We start from the raw sequence: 20,027 nt of genomic DNA on the forward strand, positions 1-20,027 counted from the left end.
GGACATATCGGGGCCGGGCGACTAACCGGGCGCGAATCCCTTCCACCGCTCGACATAAAGGCGATTCGATGACGCTGCCCCTTCAGGATTCCATCCTTATCGTGGACTTCGGCAGCCAGGTGACCCAGCTCATCGCCCGGCGCGTGCGCGAAGCGGGGGTCTATTCCGAAATCGCCCCGTTCAACAGCGCGGAACAGGCTTTTGCCCGGATGCAGCCCAAGGGCGTGATCCTGTCGGGCGGCCCCTCTTCGGTCATGTGGGACGATTCCCCTCGTGCGCCGCAAGCCATTTTCGATGCGGGCGTGCCGGTGCTGGGCATCTGTTATGGCCAGCAGACGATGATGCAGCAGCTGGGCGGTAATGTCGAAGGCGGCGAGAGCGGCGAGTTCGGTCGCGCCTTCATCGAGGTTAAGAAGCCCTGCGCGCTGTTCGACGGCCTGTGGGTGCCCGGCGAAAAGCATCAGGTGTGGATGAGCCATGGCGACAAGGTGACGCAGCTGGCCGACGGGTTCGAGGTCGTCGCGACCAGCGAGGGCGCACCCTTCGCCGTCACTGCCAATGAAGCCAGGCGCTTCTACGCGACCCAGTTCCACCCCGAAGTCGTCCACACCCCCGATGGGGGCAAGCTGCTCGCCAATTTCGTCCGCCATGTCTGCGGCCTCGCGGGCGACTGGACCATGGCGGAATTTCGGGCGACCAAGATCGCCGAAATTCGCGCACAGGTGGGCGAAGGCCGGGTGATTTGCGGCCTGTCGGGTGGCGTTGACAGCGCGGTCGCGGCCGTGCTGATCCACGAGGCGATCGGCGATCAACTGACCTGTGTGTTCGTCGATCATGGCCTGATGCGGCTGGGCGAGGCCGAGCAGGTCGTCACCCTGTTCCGCGAACATTATGGCATCAAACTGGTCCATGTGAATGCCGAGGATCGATTCCTGGGCGGCCTTGCTGGCCTCACGGACCCGGAAAAGAAGCGCAAGTTCATCGGCGGTGAATTTATCGCGGTGTTCGAAGAGGAAGCCGCGAAGATCGGTGGTGCCGATTTCCTGGCACAGGGGACGCTCTATCCCGATGTGATCGAGAGCGTGAGCTTCACCGGCGGACCCAGCGTAACGATCAAGTCGCACCATAATGTCGGTGGGCTGCCCGAACGCATGAACATGAAGCTGGTCGAACCGTTGCGCGAACTGTTCAAGGATGAAGTGCGTGTGCTGGGCCGGGAACTGGGCCTGCCGGAGATTTTCGTGGGCCGTCATCCCTTCCCAGGTCCGGGCCTTGCCATCCGCATCCCTGGCGAAGTGACCAAGGAACGCTGCGACATCTTGCGCAAGGCCGATGCGGTCTATCTGGAAGAAATCCGCAATGCGGGCCTCTATGATGCGATCTGGCAGGCCTTTGCCGTGCTGCTCCCCGTCCGCACCGTGGGCGTCATGGGCGACCTGCGCACGTATGACAGCGTTTGCGCCCTGCGCGCCGTCACCTCGACCGATGGCATGACCGCGGACATCTACCCGTTCGATGCCGCTTTCCTCAGCCGCGTCGCGACCCGGATCATTAACGAGGTCAAGGGTATCAACCGGGTGGTCTATGACTATACATCCAAGCCGCCGGGCACGATCGAGTGGGAATGATTTTGACCCCTCCAGAGGGGGCTGAAACTACGCCATTATGCGACGTAAGTGACTGATAAAAAATAGTTTATTATCACGGACATTCAATAACAATCGGTGGGTAGCCTTCGCATCTGTCGCTCAAGCTGACGGTCCCGGCTGCTCTTGTCTCATCGCAAATTGCTCGATACCGTCAGGGTCAACACAGTCCCTGACGGTATTTTTTTTTCCATAACCACTGGAAAAGCAAAGCTTTTTCGGCCGGGAAGGGTGCGTTTTTGGGCTGACGGTATTTTAGTCGCGGAGGTCCCACAATGCTTACGGATGCAGCACTTAAGAACCTGAAATCAAAAGAGAAAGCATACAAGGTCTCGGACCGGGATGGCATGTATGTAAGGGTCACCACTGGCGGGGCTATTTCGTTCCGCTTGGACTACCGTCTGAATGGGCGGCGAGAGACGGTCACTCTCGGACGATACGGCCCATCGGGCATCTCTCTCGCACGAGCACGGGAGAAGTGCATCGACGCCAAGCGGATGGTCGCGGAAGGGCTGTCACCGTCAATCGAGAAGCAGAGGGAGAAACGCCGGATCAAGGAGGCCAAGAGCTTCGGCGAGTTCGGCGAGAAGTGGTTAAAGTTGGCACCCATGGCCGACAGCACACGGGCGATGCGGCGCTCGATCTTCGAGCGAGAGCTGCTCCCGGTGTGGCGAAATCGCTTGTTGAGTGAAATCACCCCTGGCGATCTGCGCGCGCACCTTCGAATTTCTTCCCTATCACTGTATTACCATGAGAAAGTATCTGAAGCGGGGGTTCCGATAAGCGCCGATTAGGACCCTGTAAATATCCTTTTTCGGTGGGTTTCCAAATGGTTGTGCCGCACATAGGCAGGGGACAGTTTTGACGCCGATCCACAGATCGGCACCGGCAATGCGGTCGATGGACGGTAATTTCGCGGTTGACGCCTTGGTTCGCAGTGACTGCTCCTTGGCCTAATCGGCTCGCGCGCGGTATCGAATGTCTTCGATAGGTGGTTTGTGACAAGAAGCCCAAATTATCAAATAGGTTCAAAAGTTTAGCTTCCTGACGTCCCTGCTAGCGGCAGATGATCACGGAAAATATTTTTCGCGTTATAAATCAGATAGATACATGTGCATGGACAATCGAGTGGGAATGAACCGGATGAAGTGACCGTCCGGGGTACGGTCACCCGGTTCATCGGCGGCGCAAGCCGCCGCAGCGGAGGAGAATAGCGTTGGCAGTCGGGCAATTTGGCCACCCCGTCTATCGGGACATGCCGACCACCATTTTCGAGCATATGTCGGCGCTGGCCCGTGAGACGGGGGCGATCAATCTGGGGCAGGGGTTTCCCGACGCGCCGGGACCGGCGGACATTTTGAACGTGGCGGCCGACGCGCTGCTCAGCCGATCCAACCAATATCCGCCGATGGCTGGCCTGCCCGAACTGCGCACGGCGGTGGCGAGCCATTATGCCGCGCATCAGGGGCTGGCCCTGACCGCGCAGGAGGTCATCGTGACATCCGGCGCGACCGAGGCGATTGCCGCGACCCTACTGGCGCTGGTGCAGCCGGGCGACGAAGTGCTGCTGCTGGCCCCGCTCTACGACGCTTATCTGCCGCTGATCGAGCGGGCGGGCGGCGTGGCGAAGGTCGTGCGGCTGACCCCACCGGAATGGCGGATTACGCCAGCAGCGCTGGAGGCGGCGGCGTCGCCACGCACCCGCTTCCTGCTGATGAACAACCCGGTCAATCCAACCGGCATCGTCCTGCGCGAGGAGGAACTGGCAGTGCTGGCGCGTTTCTGCGTCGATCGCGATCTGATCGCCATATGTGACGAGGTGTGGGAGCATCTGACCTATGACGGGGTGCGCCATCATCCGCTGATGGCGCAACCGGGGATGCGCGAGCGGACAGTTAAAATCGGGTCGGCGGGCAAGATTTTCTCGCTCACCGGCTGGAAGGTCGGCTGGATGTGCGCCGCCCCGCCGATCGGGACTTTGCTGGCGCGGGCGCACCAGTTTCTGACCTTCACAACCCCGCCCAACCTGCAATGGGCGGTAGCCAAAGGGCTGGCCAAGCCGGTAGATTGGTTCGACGCGATGCGCGCGGACTATCAGGCGTCGCGCGACCGGCTGGTGGCGGGATTGACAGAGGCGGGATTTGTTCTGCTGCCCGCCCAAGCGACATGGTTTGTCTGCGTCGATCTGCCCGCCAGTGGCATCGCCATGGATGACGTCGCCTTTTGTGAGCGCATCGTTCATGAGGCCGGGGTGGCGGCGATTCCGATCTCCGCTTTCTATCCCGACGAACCCGTGACCCATCTGGTCCGGCTGTGCTTTTCAAAGGCGGACGAAGTGCTGGATGAAGCGGTGGCGCGGCTGGCCGCGTTTCGCCAACGGGCGGTTGCGGCGGGTGGCGAAGGGCGCTAGGTTCCCTTTTCGTTCCAGAAGGGGTGTTCATGGAAATCCTGCCGATCCTGTTGATTGTCGTTGCGCTGTTGATCGGACTGGCGGTCGGCTGGCTGCTGCGCGGCAAGGCGCTTGGCCCCATGATGGCGGAGAAGGCGGAATTGGCGGGTCGGCTGGACCTGACGACCAGCCAGCGCAACGGTGCGATCAGCGAGCTGGCGGTGGAGAAGGAGCGGGTCGCACAGACGGCAGCTGCAGCGCAGCGGCTGGAGGTGGCGCAGGCGGCGCTCTCGCAGCGGCTCGATGCGGTGCAGGCCGAGCGGGAAGCGGCGTTGCGCGAACTGGCGGCGCTCCAGTCCGACACGCAGGCGCGCGCCGAAGCGTTTGAGGCGCAGATCGCGGCGCTCAAGGATGCAAAGGAGCAATTGTCGGCCCAGTTCAGCGAGATTGGCGGCAAGCTGCTGGGCGAGGCGCAAAAGACCTTCCTCGACCGTGCGGACCAGCGTTTTGCCCAGGCGAACGACAAGAGCGAGGCGCAGCTCAAGACCCTCTTGTCGCCGGTGGAAACGACGCTCAAACGCTATGAGGAAGGGTTGCAGCGGGTCGAGAAGGATCGCGTCGGCAGCTACGCCGAATTGCGCGAGGCAGTGAACCAGGTCCAACTGGGGCAGGGGCAGGTGCGCGACGAGACTGCCAAGCTGGTCAACGCGCTGCGTGCCGCGCCCAAGACGCGGGGGCGCTGGGGTGAGCAGCAGTTCAAGAATCTGATCGAGACGGCCGGCCTGTCGCCTTTCGTCGATTTCAGCGAGGAAGTGTCGGTCACGGTCGAGGATGGCCGGCTCAGGCCCGACTTCATCATCCGCCTGCCTGGCGACCAGCAGATGGTCGTGGACGTCAAATGCTCGCTGGTCGCCTATCTAAATGCCGTCGATCAGGTCGATCCGGCGATCCGCGAGGCGCATATGGCCGACCATGCCCGCGCGATGCGGACCCACGCCGACGCGCTGGGGCGCAAGGCCTATTGGGAGCAGTTCGACAAGGCGCCCGATTTCGTCATCATGTATGTGCCGGGCGATAATTTCGTCACCGCCGCGCTGGAAGCGGACATGGACCTGTGGGAACGGGCCGCCAAGAACCGGGTCATCATCTGCGGCCCGGCGACCTTCCTGCCGCTGGCGCGCACGCTGGCGGGGCATTGGCGACAGGCCAAGTTGCAGGATCAGGCGCGGCAGGTCGGTCAGTTGGGCAAGGAACTCTATGAGCGGCTGGCGGCGGCGGCGGCATCACTCAAGAAGCTGGGCAACCGGCTGCATGGCGCGGTGGGCGATTATAACGCCTTTGTCGGCAGCTTTGAAAGCCGGGTGCTGGTGACCGGACGCAAGTTGCGCGACCTTAATATCGAGACGGGCGGCAAGGAGCTGGAAGAGCTGGCACCGGTCGATGCGCTGGTGCGCGATCCTGCGTCTGCGGAAGCACTGCGGGCCTTGCCGGACGCGGTTGAATAAACAAACGGGGGCGGTGGTGTCAGCGCTTCGCCGCCGCTCCACTTGCTGCCCGCACTCCCGCCCGGTTCCGGCGGGCGAGTTCGCGTTTCAGATCCTCCGGGCGCGGGGCGACGAGGAAGCCGAAGCTGACCGTGCCTTCCTTGGTCTCTACCACATGGTGCAGCCGGTGCGCCTGGACGATGCGCTTCATATAGGGGGATCGGGCGACGTAGCGGTTCTTCACCCGCTGGTGGACGATGATGTCGTGGAAGCCCAAATAGATCGCGCCATAGGCGGCGATCCCCGCGCCGCAGGCGGTGGCCAGATTGCCCCAGCCCCATTGCACGCCGCCCAGCAGCAGGATGATCGAGGGCAAAGCGAAGATCACGAAATAGAGATCATTGGCTTCCCAATTCCCCTTGCGCGGGCGGTGGTGACTGGCGTGCAGGAACCAGCCCGGCCCGTGCATCACCCAGCGGTGCATCACATAAGCAAAGCCTTCCATCGCAGCGACGGTCGCGAGAAAGATAAGGACAGGCAGCAGGATCGACATGGCATCCATATAGGCGGGCAGAGGCGACGGCGCGACCCGTAAAGCTACGGTGTGGCCGAAAGGTCGGGGGCAGGCTGCGGCACGGGCGCGGGTGCGGCGTGGATCACCCGCTGCGGATAGGGGATGATGATGCCATTATCCCTGAACAGGTGCCACAGCCGGTTGAGAATGTCCGACTTCACATTGGTGACGCCGCCTTCCGGGTCGCTGATCCACACCAAAATCTCATGATCGACGCGGCTCTCGCCAAAGCCGATCAGCCAGACATTGGGTTCGGGTTCGCGCAGCACCCGCCGGCAATCGAGCGCGGCTGCCGCATGAGGCTTTGCGCCAGTGTCAGGTCGCAATCATAGCCGACTCCTACAGGGATGCGAACGCGGACGTTGCGGTCGGAATAGGACCAGTTCTCCACCTCCTGCGTCATGAGGTTTTCGTTGGGGATCAGATGTTCCTTGCCGTCGCGGGTGATGACGCTGACGGCGCGGACGCCGATCTTGTTCACCCAGCCGAAACTGTCGCCCACCACGATGACGTCGCCCGGCTTGATCGAGCGGTCCATCAGCAGGATGATTCCGGCGATCAGGTTGCCGAAGGTCTTTTGCAGGCCAAAGCCGATGGCGAGGCCCAGCGCGCCGGAAAAGACCGCGAACGCCGTGAGGTCGATGCCGAGCAGATCGACGCCGACAAAGAAGGCGGCGACGATGACCGCGATGGCCGCGAGCTTTTGCGCCAGCAACTTCTGGGTCGGGTCGAAGCCGTCGGTATGGTCGATCGACCGGCCGATCAGCCGGTTGGCGAGGCGCACGAGGGCGAAGAGGGCAACGCAGGTGGCGGCGATCGACAGCAGGCCAAGCAGGGTGATGCGCCGTTTGCCCAGGCTAATGCCGACCGTGTCGAGCATCGCGCCGACCGGGGCAAGGCCGCCGCTGGTGCCGGACACGATGCTGAGGAATAGCAAGAGCGCCAGCGGCAACACGGCCCAGCGCGGGATCGCCAGCGTCCGCAGCGCATAGACGGCGAGCAGCGCGACCGAGAGGCCAAGCCCGATACCCAGGACAAGATGCCCGACCGAATCATGGGGCCAGAAGGCGGTGGCCACGCCGATCAGCAGCGCCGAGAGCGCATAGCGCAGCATCGCCCGCAACCGCTGGGTGAAGGCGGGGGGCGATGAAGCGGGCCAGCCCAGCGGCGGCCAGATGCAGTAGCAGCGCGAGCGCCAGCGCGATCAGCGGATGGATGATGCCGCTATCGTCCGGCACATGGGCCAGCAACCAGTCGATGCCGGGCATCATCCCTAGCCCCCGTCGCGGACGGCGCGGAAGCGGGCGAGACCGGCGGCGAGATCGGCGATCAGGTCGGCGGGATCTTCCAGCCCGATATGGAGGCGGACGGCCGGACCCTGCGCCTGCCAGACCGTGGCGCTGCGGTAGCGGGCCGGGTCGATGGGGAGGGCCAGGCTTTCAAAGCCGCCCCAGCTGTAGCCGATGCCGAAATGGGCGAGACCGTCGATCAGGGCGGCGCGCGCCGCTTCGTCCCCGCCGTTCAGGATGAAGCTGAACAGGCCGGTCGATCCGCTGAAATCCCGTTGCCAGAAAGCGTGGCCGGGGCAATCGGGCACGGCGGGGTGGAGGACGCGGGCGACCTCCGGCTGGTCCTTGAGCCAATGGGCGATGGCAAGTGCGCTGTCCTGATGCTGCTTCAGCCGCACGCCCAGGGTGCGCAGGCCGCGCGAGGCGAGCCAGGCGTCGTCGGGGCTGACCATCTGGCCCAGCAAATAGGCGGTCTGGCGGATTTTGGTAAACCAATGGTCGGTCGCGGTGACGCTGCCCATCATGACGTCGCTATGGCCGACGATATATTTGGTGCAGGCGAGGATGGAGATGTCGACGCCGTGGGACAGGGCCGGAAAATAGAGCGGGGTAGCCCAGGTATTGTCCGCCAGGGTGACGACGCCGTGCTGGCGGGCCAGCGCGGTGAGGGCGGGGATGTCCTGCACTTCGAAGGTCAGGCTACCGGGGCTTTCGAGGAAGAGGGCGCGGACCCGTTGATCGGCTAACCCGACACTGAGCTGGACAATGTCACAGGGATCGTAAAATATCGTTTCGATGCCGTAATTATGCAGCATTTGCGTGCAGAAATTGCGGGTCGGGTCATAGGCACTGTCGACCATCAGCAATTTGTCGCCGGGCTTCAGCACAGCCATCAACGCGCAGGCGATCGCCGCAACGCCCGACGGGAACAGCATCGTGCCCGCCGCGCCCGGCTCCATTTCGGTGAGCGCGTCGGCCAGGCTCCAGGCGGTCGGCGTCCCCTTGCGCCCGTAGAAGAGCCGTTCATGCGTGCTGCTGCCCGCGGCGCGGCGCAGATGAGCGACGTCATCATAGAGGATGGTCGAGGCGCGCCAGACCGGCGGGCTGACAATCGCGCCAGGCTGGCCGGGCATACCGGTCCATTCGGGCTTGCGCCCTGCCTGCGCCAATTTGGTCAGCGGCTTGCGCTTATCTCGATTGTGATCTGCGTCGCTCATGCCGGGCCGGTCGCCTTGGGCGTGGCGGGATCGAAACCCCATTCGGACCAACTGCCGTCGTACAGGGTGACGTCGCGCTGGCCCAGCAGTTCAAGGCCCGCAAGCAGGATGGCGGCGGTGACGCCGCTGCCGCAGGTGGTGATGACCGGGCGGTCGAGATCGATCCCGGCGTTCGTGACGAGTTGGCGCAAATCCTCGCCCTTCTTCATGCTGTTGTCGGGGTTGAACAGTGCGGAGGAGGGCAGGTTGCGCGATCCGGGGATATGGCCCGACGCCATGCCGGGTCGCGGTTCGGCCTCCTCGCCAGTAAAACGGCCTGCGCCTCGCGCGTCGAGGACTTGGGCTTGGTTGGTGGTGAGGTTGGCGATCAAATCGGCCTTGGTGCGGACCTGGCCGGGCGCGCGGCGGGCGACGGCGTTGCCGGGCGTGGGGGTTACGGGGCCGTTTTGCGTCGCGCGTCCTTCGGCGACCCATTTGGGCAGGCCGCCGTCGAGGATCGCGGCGGATGCGCCAAGGCCATAGAGCCGCGCCATCCACCAGCCGCGTGCGGCACTGTGGACGGGGCTGTTGTCATAGACGATGATGCGACTGTCGGTGTTGATGCCCAGCGCCTGCGCGCGCTGCGTCATCAGCGCGTCGGGCGGGATCATGCCGGGGGTCGGATCGTCGGGATCGTTGAGGCTGGGCAAGTCCATATAGGCCGCGCCGGGGATATGGGCGGCCTCAAATTCGGCGCGCGGGTCGCGCGGGGTGCCGGGCAGGAACAGGCTGGCATCCAATATGCACAGGTCCGGCTTGCCCAGTTCAGCGGCCAGCCAGTCGGTCGAAACGAGAATGTCCATGCGATGCCCTCTGGCCTGATTTTCCTATCTGTAGAACGCGCAGGACAGGCAGGAAAGGGGGATCAGGACGGGACCAGTTCACCCGCGGCGCGGGTGGCGGCGCGGCGATATTGGCGCGGTCCCTGGTCGAGGCGGAAGGGGGCGAGTCTTTCGGCGGGCGGCTCCTGTTCCTGCCCCATTATGAAGGCACGGGCGGTGCGGCCATGGCCCAAAGGTTCGGCCTCCTCTGGTCCCCAGCGATAGCTGGCGTCGAAGGCGGCGAGCGGGATCAGCAGGCTGCGCTGGCCTATCGTCACCGGCACGATCTGGTCGGGCATCAGCCGCAATTCGCCGGTCAGCCGCCTTGTCTCGCCGGGCATGATCGACACGGCGGCATGAAGCGGCAAGCCGCTCTGCTGGGCGAAGAAGCTCTGAAGCAAGGCCTGCTGCTCTGCGCCTGCATTGCCGATAATGCCGCGCACCAGCACATCCTGCGCCGGGGTGTCGCCGCGATTGTGGAGCAGTAGCGTATAGCCGACCGTCATGCCCATCAGCGAATAGCGTGCCTGGGCGAGGTCCAGCGCCATGTCGAGCCAGGGGCGGTCGGGCGCGTCGGGGATGGCGAATACGGGCGCAGGTTCAGGCGTTGGCGCAGGTTTGGGCGGGGCTGGAACGGGGACCGGCGCGGGCGGCGCAATCTCGACGTCGGCTTCGTCCTTCGCGGGCTGGCGACGGCGGCGCAACAGGAGGGCTGCGACGATCGCCAGCAGCGCGAGCGCACCCCCGATGATCCAGGGCCAGGGGGTGGCGTCGGTCGGTGCTGGTGAGAGTGGCGCTTCCTGTGGCGCAGAAGAGGCAGGGGTGGGGGCAGGTTCAGCTACGGGTTGAGCCTGCGGCGCGGTGACCGGGCTGCTTTGATTGTCGGGGGCTGCGCGTTCCGCTTCTGCTGTCGGGCGTGGGGCTGGCCGTGCCGGGGCGGCGCGTGGCGTGGGCGCTGGCGCGGCGCGCTGCGCCGGGGCTTGTGGCGCAGGCTGGGCAGGCGAAGGTGTGGGCGTCGGCCTCACCGTCGGCGCTACCACCGGCGGAGGCGCGGTAGTCGTCGCAGGCGCGCGGAACACGTCCAGTTCCGGGCCTTGCTGGCGGGGATTGGCGGGCTGCGGCGCGGAGGCGGGCGGCAGAGTGAATACCGGTGCGGCCTCCTCCGTCTGCTGGGCATGAACGGGCAGCGCAAGCAGCAATGGCGCGGCGAACAGAAACGAACGATGATACCCCATGGGTCGAGCCAAGGCACAAGAGCGGCTGAACCGCAAGTGAACAATGAGAAGCCGATGACACCAGCCGTGCAATCGCGTAGGGGAGCGGCATGACCGACCCTGCCTTGACCCCGCTCCATCTGGGCCAGACCAGCGCCCTGCCCACCCGCCCGGAAGAGGCGGTGCTGGACTATGTCCCCAACCCCCGGCCCGGCCGCAACTATCTGGTGCGCTTTGCCGTACCGGAATTTACCTCGCTCTGTCCGGTGACCGGCCAGCCCGATTTCGCCCATCTGGTGATCGACTATGCGCCCGGCGACACGATCGTCGAATCCAAGTCGCTGAAACTGTTTCTGGGCTCGTTCCGCAACCACGCCTCCTTTCATGAAGATTGCACCGTGGGCATCGGCGAACGGCTGTTTACCGAGATGAAGCCGGTGTGGCTGCGTATCGGCGGCTATTGGTATCCGCGCGGTGGGATTCCGATCGACGTGTTCTGGCAATCGGGCGCGCCGCCGCAGGATTTGTGGCTGCCCGCGCAGGATGTGCCGGGCTATCGCGGGCGGGGGTAAAATCCCTCCGTGTTGGGTGGCAACGCCATCCTTCCTGTTTGACGAACGCACAACAGGGTTCGACCAGCGACATTGAGATACCATATCATTGCGTGACCGATGCAGCGAAACGGGTTATTCCGCGTTCATCACGGTGCCGGTCCGATCGGACCCAAGCCTGCCTGACGTGTCGGAGTCTGAAACCCTATGTCGCTTGCCAAAATCCTGCCGCTGCTGATCGCAGCCGCGCCCATCGCCCTTGCCACGCCTGCGCTGGCGCAGTCCGGTCCCGCTGCTGGCATCACCACCCAATTGCCGCGCGGTGCCGTGCCCAGCCATTATGCGATCGAGGTGACGCCTGACGCGGCGAACCTCAAATTCACCGGCAAGGTGACGATCGACGTCACCGTCAGCACGGCGATGCCTGCTCTGGTTCTCAACGCCGCAGACCTGACTTTTGGCGATGTCATGCTGACCCCGGCCAAGGGCAAGGCGATCAAGGGCAGCGCCAAGGTGGATACCGATGCGCAGACGGTAACGCTGGACTTCGGCAAGCCGCTGGCGCCGGGCCAATATAAGCTCGCCATCGCCTATGCAGGCGTCATCAACACGCAGGCGAACGGGCTGTTCGCACTCGACTATACCAATAATGAGGGTCAGGCGAAGCGCGCCCTGTTCACCCAGTTCGAGGCACCCGATGCGCGCCGTTTCGTGCCGAGCTGGGACGAGCCAAGCTATAAGGCGACGTTCGATCTGAGCGCGATCATCCCGACGGGCGAACTGGCGGTCGGCAACATGCCGGTCAAGACGACCAAGGATCTGGGCAGTGGCAAGACCCAGGTGACGTTCGGCACGTCCCCAAAAATGTCGTCCTACCTGCTCTTCTTTGGCCTTGGCGAACTGGAGCGCGCGACCAAGATGTCGGGCGCGACCGAAGTGGGCGTGATCACCGGCAAGGGCAATAGCGGCAAGGCGGCGCTGGCGCTGGATGCGTCGGTTAACATCCTGCCCTATTTCAACGATTATTTCGGTACCCCCTATCCGCTGCCCAAGCTGGATAATGTCGCAGGGCCGGGCCAGAGCCAGTTTTTCAGCGCGATGGAAAATTGGGGCGCGATCTTCACCTTCGAGCGCGCGCTGCTGGTCGACCCCCGTTTCACATCCGAAGCGACGAAGCGCCGCATCTACGAAACCGTCGCGCATGAAATGGCGCACCAATGGTTCGGCGATCTGGTCACCATGGCCTGGTGGGACGATCTGTGGCTGAACGAGGGTTTCGCCAGCTGGATGGCGACCAAGGTGACCGACAAGCTGCAACCCTACTGGGAAATGCTGCTGACCCGCGTGGACGGGCGCGAGGCGGCGATGAGCCTCGATTCGCTCGCCACCACCCATGCGGTGGTGCAGAAAATCACCACCGTCGATCAGGTCAATCAGGCATTCGACGCCATCACCTATCAGAAGGGTGAGGCAGTCATCACCATGCTGGAAGGCTTTGCTGGCGAGGATGTATGGAAGAACGGCATCCGCAGCTATATGAAGGCGCACGCCTATGGCAACACGGTGACCGACGACCTGTGGAAGGCGGTCGAGGGCGCGGGGGCCAAGGGGCTGGTGAGCATCGCCCATGATTTTACCAGCCAGCCAGGCATCCCATTGGTGACGGTCGAGAGCGCCCAATGTCAGGGCGGGCAGACGGTGCTGAACCTGAGCCAGGGTGAATATAGCCGCGATGCCAAGGGCAAGACGCCGCTCAAATGGAATGTGCCGGTGATGGCGCAGACCATTGGTGGCGCGCCGCAGCGGCTGATTTTGCAGGGCAAGGGGCAGATGGTGCTACCGGGCTGCGGTGCTTATGTCGTCAATGCCGGGCAGACGGGCTATTATCGCTCGCTCTACCCCGCCGCGAATGTGCAGGCACTGGCGAAGGATTTTACCAAGCTGGCGTCGATCGACCAGACCGGATTGCTAGCGGATAATTTCCAGCTGGGGCTGGGCGGCTATCAGCCGATCGGGCTGGCGCTGGACCTGATCGACGCGGTGCCGGTTTCGGCCAGCCCCGCCGTGCTGGCAGAGGTGCCGGGCTATCTCGACAGTGCCTATGCCATGCTGGAAAGCGACAAGGCGGCACAGGCCAAGGTCGCGGCCTATACGTCGGCAAAGCTGACCCCGGCGCTGAGCGCGATCGGCTATGACGCCAAGTCGGGCGAGGGCGCGCAGGTGCCGGTGCTGCGCTCCGCGCTGGTATCGACGCTGGGCGATATGGGCGACAAGGCGGTGGTGGCGGAGGCCAACCGGCGCTTTGCCGCGCTGGCGAGCGACCCTGCCGCGCTCGACGGGCCGCTGCGCAATGTGTGGCTGGCGATCATCGCGAAGAACGCTGATCAGGCAACCTGGGACAAGCTGCGCGCGATGGCCAAGGGGGCGAAGAGCGATCTGGAAAAGAGCAGCCTGTTCGCGCTGCTGGGCGCGGCGAAGGATGAAGGGCTGGGCGCCAAGGCGCTCGATCTCGCCCTGACCGACGAGCCGGGCAAGACCACCAGCGCGGCGATCATCGCGCAGGTGGGGGCGGAGCATCCGATGCTGGCGGTCGACTACGTGCTGGCGCACCGGGCGCAATATGAGGCGCTGATCGACGTGTCGGCGCGCAGCCAGGCACTGGCGCGGCTGGGCGGCGGATCGGCCGACCCGGCGATGGCGACCAAGCTGGACGCCTATGCGACCCAATATCTGACGCCTGAATCGCGCAAGGTGGTGGATCGTTCGATCGCTGCGATCAAGACGCGGATCGAGACGCGCAGCCGGTTGAAGGCACCGCTGGCGGCCTGGTTTGCGGGGCAAAAGTAAAAGTTGATCGCTCCCCTCCCGCTTGTGGAAGGGGTCGGGGGAGGGCGTGTTACAGCCCCTCCCCTAACCCCTCCCTGAAGGGAGGGGCATTATAAACCCAGCGCCTTCACAATATCGTCCCACGCGACCAGCTTGAAATTCTGCGCCGCTGCCGCGTTGTGGCCGTCCTGCGCGATGAACAGGCCGCCGGGGAATTGCGGGCCGAAATCGCCGAGCATCAGGTCGATGCCGTCGGTTTCTTCCGATCCGCCAATCGTGCCATCGACCACGCGGAAGCGACCGACATAGGCGTCGTCGGAGAGGCGATAGGCGACATAGGCATTGTCGCCCTGACTGGAGACGAGGACATAGCCGTCCTTCTCGCCCATGGGCGCGATGGCGACGCCTTCGGCATCCATGACCAGATTCTTGCCGTCCGCCGCCGCGATCTGCACCGCCGTCGTCGGGCCTGTCGCGCGGGCGTCGAAGCGCCAGAGGCCGACATCTTCCTCTGCGACATAGAGACGTGCCGTGCGGTCATCGACGGCGCAGCCTTCCGACTGGGTGCCCAGTTTCAGGGTGCGGACGATGCGGCCCGTGGGTGTCGCCCCGGACATGTCGAGCGCGACCTGATTGATCGTGCCGTCCTTCAGCACGATGAAGGCGTAGAGACCCGCAGCGTCCGAACCCATGCAGATGCCATAGGCCTCGCCAGCGCCGCCATCGACCTTGCCCAGCGCGGTCAGCTTGGCGGTCGCGGGGTCGAGCCGGAACAGGGCGATCTTCGCACTGATGATGGCGTTGCGGTCGCTGGCGGCGACCAGGATGCCGCGCTGGCCGTTGATGGTCACTCCGTCCTTCAGATCGACATTATTGACCCGGCCCGCGTCCAGAAAGTCGCGCACCTTGCCGTCCAGACCATAGACGTAGAGGCCCGCTTTCTTGTCGGTCCCCACGATCAGGCTGGCGGCCGGGTCAACCGCGTTGCGCCAGATTGCGGGATCGTCCGCCGCATCGGCATTGGTGGTGCCGACCGGGGTGGTTTCGCCGCGCGCAGTTACGGAGGCAGCTGGCGTTGCATTGGCGATGCGAACAGCGACAGGTATTTCGGTTTCAACAGTGGTGCAGGCCGACAATGTAATAAAAGTGAAACAGAAAATCATCGAACTGTAATATTTATTTCGCGATATAGTCACCAACGCCTCCTAGCGGCCCATTCAGACGGGCTAGATACAAGAGATAGTCCGATCGTCAATGTATCTGTTAAATGACAGGGGGACTATATGGTCGCGAATAAGTGGCTGATGCTGGGTTGTGCTTCGCTTGCACTGATGTCGGCACCCGCCGGTGCGCAGGCACCTGCCGCCGCTGATGATGTAGCACGGACGGACGGGCCGATCACCCAGGCCGCCGACATCGTCGTCATCGCCGGGATCGGTTATCGTGACCGCACCGACACGCCCGAACCCGTGCTGAAATATGGCACCGACTATTTCCAGCGCTTCGAGCCGCTGACCGCCGGTGATGCGCTCAAGCGCGTCCCTTCGGTCACCTTCCTGTCCGACGTGATCGAAAGCGACGCGCCGCGCCTGCGCGGTCTGCCGCCGGGCTATACCCAGATTTTGATCAATGGCGAGCGCGTCCCCGGATCGTCCGCCGATCGCAGCTTCTTCCTTGACCGCATCCCCGCCGAGCTGATTTCGAGCGTCGAGATCGTCCGCTCCTCTTCCGCGCGCCGCACTGGTGATGCGGTTGCGGGCACGCTCAACATCAACCTGCGCGACGGCTATGAGCTGAATGGCGGCTATGTCCGCGCGGGCGGGCTTTATTATGACGACAAGGAAATCGAGCCGAGTCTGGGTCTGGTTTGGGGCGGTCAGGTCGGTCCGGGTCGTCTGCTGCTGGGCGCGAATTTGCAGGGGCGGCACAACCCCAAGCAGAAGAAGAGCTTGCGCTATGGCGATTCGCCGGAAAATAACGCCGATTACGCCACCGACGATTTCGACAATCGCGAGGATCAGAGCGATACCCGCGATGGCAAGGATTACAGCTTCAACGGCACCTATGAAATCGACGCGGGCGACACCAATTTCAAGCTGAACGGCTTTTTCGTAAAGACCGACCGCACCGAAACCGAGCGCAGCTTCGAATATGACGACGCCACCGCCATCAACGGCCCGGTGCCGACCGGCAATCTGCTGAGCGACAATGCCAATGTCGCAAAGATCGATCAGGAGAATTTCTCGATCGACGGCAAACTCTCGCACCAGTGGGCGGCGGGCAAGACATCGGTGCGCGTGGGTTATGCCCAGTTCATCGAGGACCGCCAGGAAACCGAATATGAGATCGGTTTTGATGTCGATGAGGGCGACGACCCGGAATTTGAGGGCGCGCTGACCAGCACCGCGATCAAGGATCGGGAATTTTCGGTCAAGCTGGACCATGAAGTGCCCTTGAACGACACGATGAAATTCGTGTTCGGCGGCTTCTATCAGAACAAGAATCGCCGCACCGGCATCTTTGCTGCCGAACAGGAAGGCACGGGCAGCTTTGCATGGGACCAGTTCACCCAGAACCCCACCGATCTTGCCACCGGCTTTGACGATGCCGAAGCGATTGATGGCGGCGACAACCGCATCAAGGAACAGCGGCGCGACGGCTTCGCCCTGATCGAAGGGGATAGCGGCAGCCTGAAATGGGAAGCGGGTCTGCGCTATGAACATACCAAGGTTCGCATCAGTGACTTTACGGTCGCGGCGGCGATCGCCGATCAGGAAAGCGATTATGACGCATTTCTGCCGTCAGCCTCGTTCAAATATTCGCTGACCGACCATGACCGCATCATCGGGTCTGTTGCCCGCACGCTGCGCCGCCCGGAATTCAACTATCTGACGCCAGCCGTGCTGGAAGAGGAAGTGGGCGACAGCGATTTGCTGGGCAATCCGCAACTCGGCCCGGAAACAGCCTGGGGCTTCGATATCGGCTATGAACATCGCATGGGGTCGGGCGGCATTTTCGGCGTCAACTTCTTCTATCGTGACGTCAAGGATCTGATCGAGCTGACCAATACCGGCCAAGAAGGGTCGGAAGGCGAAGGCACATTCGTCTATCAGCCGATGAATGTCGGCAACGGCAAGGTTTGGGGCGTGGAATTCGACCTGTCGACCGATCTGGGCTTTGTCGGCCTGCCCAACACCGGCATTTTCGGCAATCTCTCGCTGCTCGACAGCAAGATCACCGACGTGATCGGCGAACGGCGGTTCAACGACCAGTCGAAATATGTCTATAATTTCGGCTTCATCCAGGATTTCCCGCAGGCAGGCGCGGCATTCGGCGCGACCTATCGCAAGCAGGGCAGCGCCTTTGGCCGGGTGATCGCGGAGGAAGTGACCACCACCTATGGCGCGGATCTGGAAATCTTCGTGGAAAAGCGGATCGGCAAGACCTTCACGATCCGCGCGGTCGGGTCCAACCTGCTGAACGGCGCCAAGCGCGAGACGTTCAACAAGTTCGACAATCTGGCCGACCAGATCGACCGCGATTTCGACGAATATGAGCTGGAAAGCGAAAAGGCCGGACCGGTGTTCCAGATCATGGCGCGCTACGCCTTTTGATCTTCGGTCTGCTTCTGGAAAACGGGGAAGGGGGCTGCGGCGGACGCAGCCCCCTTTTTTACGTCAGGCGGCGGTGTTGAGATAGGCGGCGACGGCATCGACGCTGTCGCCCACCGTATCGACCGCTTCCTCCAGTTCCTCGCGCGAGACGTCGAACCGGCGCGTCCAATAATTGACGGCGTCGGCATCATCCAGGCAGACGTGGCTGGCCTCTGGCGGCCCTGCCCGGCTTTGGTCTTGGTTCATCGTTGCGCCCGTCTGCTGAGTCTTCTTACAGCATCAGCAATGCACAAATGGCGATGTGTGTCCGCTTCCCTTTAGGACAGGGGCGCCGAAGCCCAACGGCGCAGCTTGGCGTAGAGGCCGCCGATCACCAGCGCGAAGATGAGGATGGAGAGCGGCACCGCCCAATGGCTTTCCCCGACCAGCGCCAGCGGAGCGTCGCTGTCGGTCGCTGCGACGATCCCGGCGAAGGCGACGCCGAACAGGCTTTCGCCCACGATGAAGCCGGTGGCCATCAGCACGCCCATCCGCTCGGCAAATTCGGGGTGCGACTGGCGCAGCGCCCAGCGGTTGTAGAGATGGCCGATCACCGCGCCGACCGGGATCAGCAGGGTGAGCGCCATCGGCAGATAGATGCCCATGCCGACCGCCAGCGGCGGCAGGCGCAGCTTGCCCGCCTTGCCCAGCAGTTCATCGACCAGCACCACGACCGCGCCGATGCCAGCACCGATGCCGATCAGCCCCCAGTCGAGATCGCCGCCCAGCACGCCCTTGGCCAGCGCAGAGATGAGCGCGGCCTGCGGGGCGGGCAGGGCGTTGGGTCCGGCACCCGGCGCGCCAGCAAAACCGAAGGCGCTATTGAGCAGGTCCAGCACCGGCGGGATCACCAGCGCGCCGAACAGCACGCCCAGGATCAGCGCGATCTGCTGCTTCCACGGGGTCGCACCGACCAGCTGGCCGGTTTTAAGGTCCTGGAGATTGTCGTTGGAAATGGTGGCGATGCCGAACACGATGGCGGTGGTGAACAGCGCATAGGCGACCAGTGCCTGACTGCGATCCGGGTCGCCGCCCGATCCGTAAATCGCCGCCAGCATGAGCGACGCGCCCAGTACGGCGAGGATGCCGACGCCCGAAATCGGGCTGTTCGACGCGCCGATCAGGCCCGCCATATAGCCGCAGACCGATGCGATGACGATGCCCGCAACCAGCACATAGGCGAGCGTCAGCGCGATCACCGGAATGGGATTGGCTGCGATCGGGCCGCCCTGTGCGAAAATCCAGAGCAGCACGCCGATCGGCAGCATCGACGCGACGATGGTGCCGCCAACAATGCCGATCGGCAGATCGCGCTCGGTCAGTTCGAGCAGACCCGCATTGCCCGCCTTGCGCGTGGCGTTGGCGACGAGGGCCGAGCGGATGCCGCTGACGATCGGGCCGAGAATTTTGAGCAGGGTCCAGATTGCCGCGACGCCGATCGTGCCTGCGCCGATGAAGCGCGCCTTCATGCGGAAGGTGGTGCCGACCAGCTCAGCCAGGTCAGCCCCCGCAGGGACCGGCGTGGTCAGATAGGGGACGATGCCGACCCAGCTGATCAGCAGGCCCACGAACATCGCAACGCCAACCGACAGGCCGACCAGATGACCCACGCCGATCAGCGCCATGGAGAAGCTGGTCGACATCGACGTCGCGCCCGCGCCTAATTTGAAGAAGGTGGCGGCTTCCTCGGCCAGCAGCTTGGTCTTGGCGATAATGGAGAAGGCGGCGGCGGCGAGCGCGCTCAGCAGGATGGCGGACAGGCCGCGCTTATTCTCTTCTTCGCCCAGGCGCGATCCCGCCCCGACTTTCAGCACTTCGGCGGCAGCGACGCCTTCGGGATAGGGCAGGTCGGATCCGGTAACGAGCGCGCGGCGCAGCGGCACCGAATACATGACCCCCAATATGCCGCCCAGCGCGATGGTGCAGGCGGAAAGCCAGTAGGGGAAGCCCTGCCACCAGCCGATGATGACGAGGCCGGGCAGCACGAAGATGATCGCGGACAAGGTGCCCGCTGCCGATGCGATGGTCTGGACGATATTATTTTCCAGAATCGTGCCGGTGGCAAACAGCCGCAGCACCGCCATGGAGATGACCGCGGCGGGAATCGAGGTCGCGAAGGTCAGGCCGATCTTGAGGCCCAGATAGACGTTGGCGGCGGTGAAGATCAGGGTGATGAGCGCGCCGAGGATGACCCCGCGCAGCGTCAGTTCGGCCATCGCGCTGGCCTGTGCCTTCTCCATTGTCACCCTGAATCCCCTTGGCTTGGCGCTTGTCGTTGGAACTTGTAATAATGTTGCTTGGTTTTGGATCAATCGGAAAGTGCG

13 protein-coding genes and 2 pseudogenes are annotated in these 20,027 nt (G+C 63.7%); 7 read left to right on the forward strand and 8 right to left on the reverse strand.

What is annotated here, in order from left to right; all coding sequences use genetic code 11:
• The first annotated feature begins 68 nt into the window (after nucleotides 1–68).
• From guaA to rmuC, 4 genes and pseudogenes are all read left to right on the forward strand, one after another.
• Complete coding sequence (guaA, locus tag KRZ98_RS14045) at nucleotides 69–1,628, forward strand: glutamine-hydrolyzing GMP synthase (RefSeq protein ID WP_217674098.1); 1,560 nt, start codon at nucleotides 69–71, stop codon at nucleotides 1,626–1,628.
• Between the two features lie 293 nt (nucleotides 1,629–1,921).
• Nucleotides 1,922–2,365 (forward strand): annotated as a pseudogene (locus tag KRZ98_RS14050) (Arm DNA-binding domain-containing protein); the annotation flags it as partial.
• 536 nt (nucleotides 2,366–2,901) lie between these two features.
• Nucleotides 2,902–4,056, forward strand: a complete 1,155-nt coding sequence (locus tag KRZ98_RS14055) for an aminotransferase (protein ID WP_254798503.1) — start codon at nucleotides 2,902–2,904, stop codon at nucleotides 4,054–4,056.
• A 29-nt stretch (nucleotides 4,057–4,085) separates the two neighbouring features.
• The gene (gene rmuC, locus KRZ98_RS14060) at nucleotides 4,086–5,540 is read left to right on the forward strand and encodes a DNA recombination protein RmuC (protein ID WP_217674100.1); all 1,455 of its coding nucleotides are present in this window, start codon (nucleotides 4,086–4,088) and stop codon (nucleotides 5,538–5,540) included.
• A gap of 19 nt (nucleotides 5,541–5,559) precedes the next feature.
• On the opposite strand, the gene KRZ98_RS14065 is transcribed toward rmuC, so the two are convergent.
• The 5 genes and pseudogenes from KRZ98_RS14065 to KRZ98_RS14085 form a co-directional block, all read right to left on the reverse strand.
• Nucleotides 5,560–6,072, reverse strand: a complete 513-nt coding sequence (locus KRZ98_RS14065) for a sterol desaturase family protein (protein WP_217674101.1) — start codon at nucleotides 6,070–6,072, stop codon at nucleotides 5,560–5,562.
• A 44-nt stretch (nucleotides 6,073–6,116) separates the two neighbouring features.
• Nucleotides 6,117–7,364, reverse strand: a pseudogene (locus KRZ98_RS14070) (mechanosensitive ion channel family protein).
• A 2-nt stretch (nucleotides 7,365–7,366) separates the two neighbouring features.
• Nucleotides 7,367–8,599, reverse strand: a complete 1,233-nt coding sequence (metC, locus tag KRZ98_RS14075; protein ID WP_217674102.1) for a cystathionine beta-lyase — start codon at nucleotides 8,597–8,599, stop codon at nucleotides 7,367–7,369.
• A complete protein-coding gene (locus tag KRZ98_RS14080) occupies nucleotides 8,596–9,441 on the reverse strand; it encodes a sulfurtransferase (protein ID WP_217674103.1) in 846 nt (281 codons plus the stop codon). The genes metC and KRZ98_RS14080 overlap by 4 nt, the downstream gene beginning before the upstream one ends.
• A gap of 62 nt (nucleotides 9,442–9,503) precedes the next feature.
• Nucleotides 9,504–10,694 carry a hypothetical protein gene (locus tag KRZ98_RS14085; protein ID WP_217674104.1) on the reverse strand — a complete coding sequence of 397 codons (1,191 nt, stop codon included), beginning with the start codon at nucleotides 10,692–10,694 and terminating at the stop codon, nucleotides 9,504–9,506.
• Nucleotides 10,695–10,783: 89 nt separating this feature from the next.
• Here KRZ98_RS14085 and queF point away from each other — a divergent pair, with 89 nt between their 5' ends.
• Both queF and KRZ98_RS14095 read left to right on the forward strand, forming a co-directional pair.
• Nucleotides 10,784–11,245, forward strand: a complete 462-nt coding sequence (gene queF / locus KRZ98_RS14090; protein WP_217674105.1) for a preQ(1) synthase — start codon at nucleotides 10,784–10,786, stop codon at nucleotides 11,243–11,245.
• A 186-nt stretch (nucleotides 11,246–11,431) separates the two neighbouring features.
• A complete protein-coding gene (locus tag KRZ98_RS14095; RefSeq protein WP_217674106.1) occupies nucleotides 11,432–14,071 on the forward strand; it encodes a M1 family metallopeptidase in 2,640 nt (879 codons plus the stop codon).
• An 89-nt stretch (nucleotides 14,072–14,160) separates the two neighbouring features.
• On the opposite strand, the gene KRZ98_RS14100 is transcribed toward KRZ98_RS14095, so the two are convergent.
• Entirely contained in the window at nucleotides 14,161–15,213 is a 1,053-nt protein-coding gene (locus KRZ98_RS14100) for a phytase (protein WP_217674397.1), read from the reverse strand.
• Between the two features lie 120 nt (nucleotides 15,214–15,333).
• On the opposite strand from KRZ98_RS14100, the gene KRZ98_RS14105 reads away from it, so the two are divergent.
• Nucleotides 15,334–17,664, forward strand: a complete 2,331-nt coding sequence (locus tag KRZ98_RS14105) for a TonB-dependent siderophore receptor (protein ID WP_217674107.1) — start codon at nucleotides 15,334–15,336, stop codon at nucleotides 17,662–17,664.
• Between the two features lie 63 nt (nucleotides 17,665–17,727).
• Here KRZ98_RS14105 and KRZ98_RS14110 read toward each other — a convergent pair whose 3' ends face one another.
• Both KRZ98_RS14110 and KRZ98_RS14115 read right to left on the reverse strand, forming a co-directional pair.
• A complete protein-coding gene (locus KRZ98_RS14110) occupies nucleotides 17,728–17,910 on the reverse strand; it encodes a DUF3606 domain-containing protein (RefSeq protein ID WP_217674108.1) in 183 nt (60 codons plus the stop codon).
• Between the two features lie 71 nt (nucleotides 17,911–17,981).
• The gene (locus KRZ98_RS14115) at nucleotides 17,982–19,949 is read right to left on the reverse strand and encodes an OPT family oligopeptide transporter (RefSeq protein WP_217674109.1); all 1,968 of its coding nucleotides are present in this window, start codon (nucleotides 19,947–19,949) and stop codon (nucleotides 17,982–17,984) included.
• Nucleotides 19,950–20,027: the final 78 nt, after the last annotated feature.

This window comes from Sphingobium sp. AS12, from assembly GCF_019097845.1.
GTDB lineage: Bacteria > Pseudomonadota > Alphaproteobacteria > Sphingomonadales > Sphingomonadaceae > Sphingobium.

What these genes read in the sequence shown, in the direction of transcription:
- guaA (WP_217674098.1), top strand. Translation starts at nt 69, where the DNA reads ATGACGCTGCCCCTTCAGGATTCCATCCTTATCGTGGACTTCGGCAGC.
- KRZ98_RS14055 (WP_254798503.1), top strand. Translation starts at nt 2,902, where the DNA reads ATGCCGACCACCATTTTCGAGCATATGTCGGCGCTGGCCCGTGAGACG.
- rmuC (WP_217674100.1), top strand. Translation starts at nt 4,086, where the DNA reads ATGGAAATCCTGCCGATCCTGTTGATTGTCGTTGCGCTGTTGATCGGA.
- KRZ98_RS14065 (WP_217674101.1), bottom strand. Translation starts at nt 6,072, where the DNA reads ATGTCGATCCTGCTGCCTGTCCTTATCTTTCTCGCGACCGTCGCTGCG.
- metC (WP_217674102.1), bottom strand. Translation starts at nt 8,599, where the DNA reads ATGAGCGACGCAGATCACAATCGAGATAAGCGCAAGCCGCTGACCAAA.
- KRZ98_RS14080 (WP_217674103.1), bottom strand. Translation starts at nt 9,441, where the DNA reads ATGGACATTCTCGTTTCGACCGACTGGCTGGCCGCTGAACTGGGCAAG.
- KRZ98_RS14085 (WP_217674104.1), bottom strand. Translation starts at nt 10,694, where the DNA reads ATGGGGTATCATCGTTCGTTTCTGTTCGCCGCGCCATTGCTGCTTGCG.
- queF (WP_217674105.1), top strand. Translation starts at nt 10,784, where the DNA reads ATGACCGACCCTGCCTTGACCCCGCTCCATCTGGGCCAGACCAGCGCC.
- KRZ98_RS14095 (WP_217674106.1), top strand. Translation starts at nt 11,432, where the DNA reads ATGTCGCTTGCCAAAATCCTGCCGCTGCTGATCGCAGCCGCGCCCATC.
- KRZ98_RS14100 (WP_217674397.1), bottom strand. Translation starts at nt 15,213, where the DNA reads ATGATTTTCTGTTTCACTTTTATTACATTGTCGGCCTGCACCACTGTT.
- KRZ98_RS14105 (WP_217674107.1), top strand. Translation starts at nt 15,334, where the DNA reads ATGGTCGCGAATAAGTGGCTGATGCTGGGTTGTGCTTCGCTTGCACTG.
- KRZ98_RS14110 (WP_217674108.1), bottom strand. Translation starts at nt 17,910, where the DNA reads ATGAACCAAGACCAAAGCCGGGCAGGGCCGCCAGAGGCCAGCCACGTC.